General features: G+C 39.2%; 4 protein-coding genes. All 4 read left to right on the top strand.

What is annotated here, in order from left to right; all coding sequences use genetic code 11:
• The coding region (gene purN, locus RQ907_RS07885; RefSeq protein WP_311492827.1) for a phosphoribosylglycinamide formyltransferase at positions 1-543 on the top strand (543 nt) is incomplete at its 5' end.
• Entirely contained in the window at positions 540-2057 is a 1518-nt protein-coding gene (gene purH, locus RQ907_RS07880) for a bifunctional phosphoribosylaminoimidazolecarboxamide formyltransferase/IMP cyclohydrolase (protein WP_311492826.1), read from the top strand. The genes purN and purH, both read left to right, overlap by 4 nt.
• Before the next feature lies 1 nt (position 2058).
• Positions 2059-3297, top strand: coding sequence for a phosphoribosylamine--glycine ligase (gene purD / locus RQ907_RS07875; protein WP_311492825.1), 1239 nt, complete (start codon positions 2059-2061; stop codon positions 3295-3297).
• 6 nt (positions 3298-3303) lie between these two features.
• Positions 3304-4257: formate--tetrahydrofolate ligase (locus RQ907_RS07870; RefSeq protein WP_311492824.1), on the top strand; the 954-nt coding region annotated here is incomplete at its 3' end.

Below are 4257 nucleotides of genomic sequence, written 5' to 3'. Positions count from 1 at the left end.
GCCTCAGGCACAGGTACAAATTTTGAGGCCTTGGCAAGTTCAGATCAAATAAAAAATCTTGCAGATATTGAAATAATGGTTTGTGATAAACCTGGTGCTAAGGTGATAAAAAAAGCAGAAGATAAAAATATTAAGACCTTTGTTTTTAATCCAAAGGACTATGAAAATAAGGCTGCTTATGAAAAAGAAATCTTAGAAAAAGTCAAAGACCTTGATTATATTTTCCTAGCAGGCTATATGAGGATTTTATCGAAAGATTTTCTAGAAAATTATAAGGGCAAGGTGGTAAATATCCACCCTTCCCTCCTTCCAAAATACAAGGGCATTGAGTCTATCAAAAGGGCCTACGAAGCAAGGGAAGACTACATAGGAGTTACTATCCATTATGTAAATGAGGAAATCGACGGTGGTCAAATCCTCGCCCAAGATAAGTTTAAGGTTGATTATAATAAATCTTTAGATGAGATAGAAAGTCAGGTTCATGAACTTGAACATAGGCTTTACATACAAACAGGAGTAGAAATCCTAAAGGGGGAAAAATGAAAAGAGCTTTAATAAGTGTGAGCGATAAGGCCGGTGTGGCAGATTTTGCCAAGGGTCTTGTGGCAAATGGTTTTGAAATAATTTCTACAGGTGGTACTTTAAACCACCTAAGAAATGCTGGAGTTGATTGCATTTCTATAGAAGACTACACAGGATTTCCAGAAATTTTAGAAGGCAGGGTCAAGACCCTCCATCCAAAAGTTCATGGCGGTCTTCTCTCAAAAAGGGATGATCATAGCCATATTGCAGAGCTTAAGGCTAATGAAATCGGCTATATAGACCTAATTTGCGTTAACCTCTATCCTTTTGCAGAAACTCTTGCAAAAGAAGGGGTTAGCCATGATGAAATTATTGAAAACATCGACATCGGTGGCCCTTCTATGCTTAGGTCAGCTGCCAAAAATTATAAATTTGTAACAGTGGTTACAGACAAAAATGATTATGAAACTATACTTAGGGAATTAGAAGAAAAGGGCGAGACAAGCCTAGAAACAAGACAAAGACTTGCAGGAAAAGTTTTCAACAAAACTGCCCAATACGATTTCCTAATCGCTTCTTACTTTAATAAAATAAATGGTAGTGAAGAAACTTTGAATTTAACATTTAGGCTTGAAGACGAATTAAGGTATGGGGAAAATCCTCATCAAAAGGCAGCCTTCTATGTTTCAGACGAGGAAGTTTCTTATGCCCTTCAAGACTGCGTTCAATTACATGGCAAGAAAATGTCTTACAACAATATCCAAGACGCCTCAGCCGCCCTTGATATCTTGCAAGAATTTGACGAGACTGTTTGTGTTGGCCTAAAACATATGAATCCATGTGGGGTAGCTACAGGTAAGACTGTTTTTGAAGCTTGGGAGCGTGCCTTTGAAGCAGACCCAGTTTCAATCTTTGGCGGCATTGTTGCAATTAACGGCACAGTTGATAAGCAAACTGCAGAAAAAATGCACGAAATTTTCCTAGAAATTATCCTTGCTTACGACTACGAAGACGAAGCTTTAGAGATCTTAGAAAAGAAGAAAAACGTTAGAATTTACAAGATTCCAAAGAAAACTAATAAAAATCCTAAATTAATAAAATCTGTAAGGGGCGGAATTCTTGTCCAAGACTACGATGACAAGGTTTTTGAAAAGCTAGAAACAGTTACAGAGACAAAGGTCAGCGAGGAAGACCTAAAGGACCTAGAATTTGCCTACAAGATTGTAAAACACGTCAAATCAAATGCAATCTTACTTGCCAAGGACGGTCAAACTGTAGGTGTTGGTGCTGGTCAAATGAATAGGGTCGGTGCAGCTGAAATTGCCTTTAAACAAGCAGGTGACAAGGCAAAGGGAGCTGTTCTTGCATCAGACGCCTTTTTCCCATTCAGGGACAGTGTTGATGAGGCAGCGGGACACGACATCAAGGCTATCATCCAACCAGGCGGATCAATAAGAGACCAAGAATCAATCGATGCTTGTAACGAAAACGGCATAGCTATGGTATTTACCGGCATGCGTCACTTTAAACATTAATATGGCAAGGGTATTAGTAGTAGGAAATGGCGGCAGGGAGCATGCCATTTCTGATAAATTATATAGGGAAGGCCACGAAATATTTATGCTGGGAGAAAATCCTGGCGTGGCCCAGTTTGGAACATGTATCACTTGCGAAGTCGGAGAACTTCCAGCTTTTTGTAAGGAAAAGGCAATTGACCTGGTCTTTGTAGGCCCAGAAGCCTTTTTGGTTGACGGTATTGTTGACCTTTTGGAAAAAGAAAATATTAGAGTTTTTGGTCCAAACAAAAAAGCTGCTGTCCTTGAAGGTTCAAAGGCCTTTGCCAAAGATTTGATGAAAAAATATGACATACCAACAGCATCCTACGAAACTTTTACAGATTACCAAAAAGCTTTAGCCTATGTTGAAAAATCTACTTTTCCACTTGTAATTAAGGCTGATGGAATAGCTGCAGGTAAGGGAGTAATAATTGCCCAAAATCTTGAAGAGGGAAGAGAAGCCCTAAAAGAGATTATGGTTGACCAGAAATTTGCACAAGCAGGTGCATCTGTTGTTATAGAAGAATTTCTCGAGGGGGAAGAATTTTCCCTTCTAGCCTTTGTATCAGGCGATAAGGTTATGCCGATGAAGGTTGTCCAAGACCACAAGAGAGCCTTTGACAATGACCAAGGCCTAAACACTGGCGGTATGGGCGTTTATATGCCAATTAAACACATAAGCGATGCTGATATTGAAGAAGCCCTAGAAAAGGTTGTTAGACCAACTGCTGTGGCTATGATTAAGGAAGGCCGACCATTTAAGGGGATTTTATTTTCTGGCCTTATGAAAACCAAGGACGGGATAAAAACCATAGAATACAACGTTCGTTTTGGAGATCCTGAGACAGAAATTATCCTTTTATCTATGGAAACTTCCCTTTACGACTTGGCTCAGGCAGTCCTTGACGGTAGGGAAATGGAAATTAAGTGGAAGGATAGGTCCTATATAGGTGTTGTCCTTGCTTCAAAGGGTTATCCAGAATCTTATGAAAAAGGTTTTGAAATTACAGGTCTTGACGGTCTTGATTCAAAAGTTTTCCATATGGGTACAAAGGAAAGTGATGGAAAGATTCTTACAAATGGCGGTAGGGTTTTAATCGTGTGTCAAGAAGGAGAAACGTTGGCAGAAGCGAGAGAAGCCGCCTATAAGGACGTTGAAAAAATTAAGTGCGATAATCTTTTCTGTAGGAAAGACATCGGACATTTATCATTAAAGTGAGGGAAAATGAAGACTGATTACGAAATATCTTTACAAGCAAAAAAACAAAAAATAGAAGACGTTGCAGCAAAGATTGGCATTTCAGCCGATAAATTAATAAAATATGGTGACTACAAGGCAAAGATAAAAAGAGAAAATTTTGATAACTTATCTGACAATCTTGTTTTAGTCACATCTATAAACCCAACCTCATCTGGGGAAGGAAAATCAACTGTAACTGTAGGCCTATCTGATGGTTTAAATAAAATCGGCAAAAAGTCTACAGTTGCCCTTAGGGAACCATCTTTTGGACCAGTTTTAGGTAGAAAAGGCGGGGCAACAGGTGGTGGCTTCGCCCAAGTTGTGCCAATGGATGAGATAAATCTACATTTTAATGGTGACTTTCACGCCATCACATCTGCCCACAATGCGATTATGGCCCTAATTAATAACCATATTTTCCAAGGCAATGAACTTGGCTTTAAAAAAGTAATGTTTAACTATGTCATGGATATGAATGAAAGGGCCCTTAGAAGGATAAAAATCAACGCCAATGGCAAGGACGAGAGGGATTCTTCATTTGATATTACAGTTGCAAGTGAAATTATGGCTATCCTATGTCTTGCAGAAGACTTAGAAGACCTAAGATCAAGAATTGGTGATATAATGGTAGGTTATAACCAAGATGACAAACCTATTTTTGCAAAAGATTTGGGCGTTGAAGGTGTAGTTGTAGCCATCCTTAAAGATGCCATGAATCCAAACCTAGTTCAATCTTTGGAAAACAACCCAGCAATCATCCACGGAGGTCCATTTGCCAATATTGCCCACGGTTGCAACTCAGTTATTGCAACAAAAACAGCCCTCAAATATTCTGACTATGTAATAACAGAAGCAGGTTTTGGGGCAGATCTTGGTGCGGAGAAGTTTTTAGATATCAAATGCAGAGTTTCTGGCCTTCGTCCAAAGGCAGCTGTTGTA

The sequence above is a fragment of the uncultured Anaerococcus sp. genome, from assembly GCF_963510575.1.
Taxonomy (GTDB): Bacteria; Bacillota; Clostridia; order Tissierellales; family Peptoniphilaceae; genus Anaerococcus.
The sequence above is the reverse complement of the archived record's forward strand: the minus strand, read 5'-3'. Positions and strand labels throughout refer to the sequence as shown.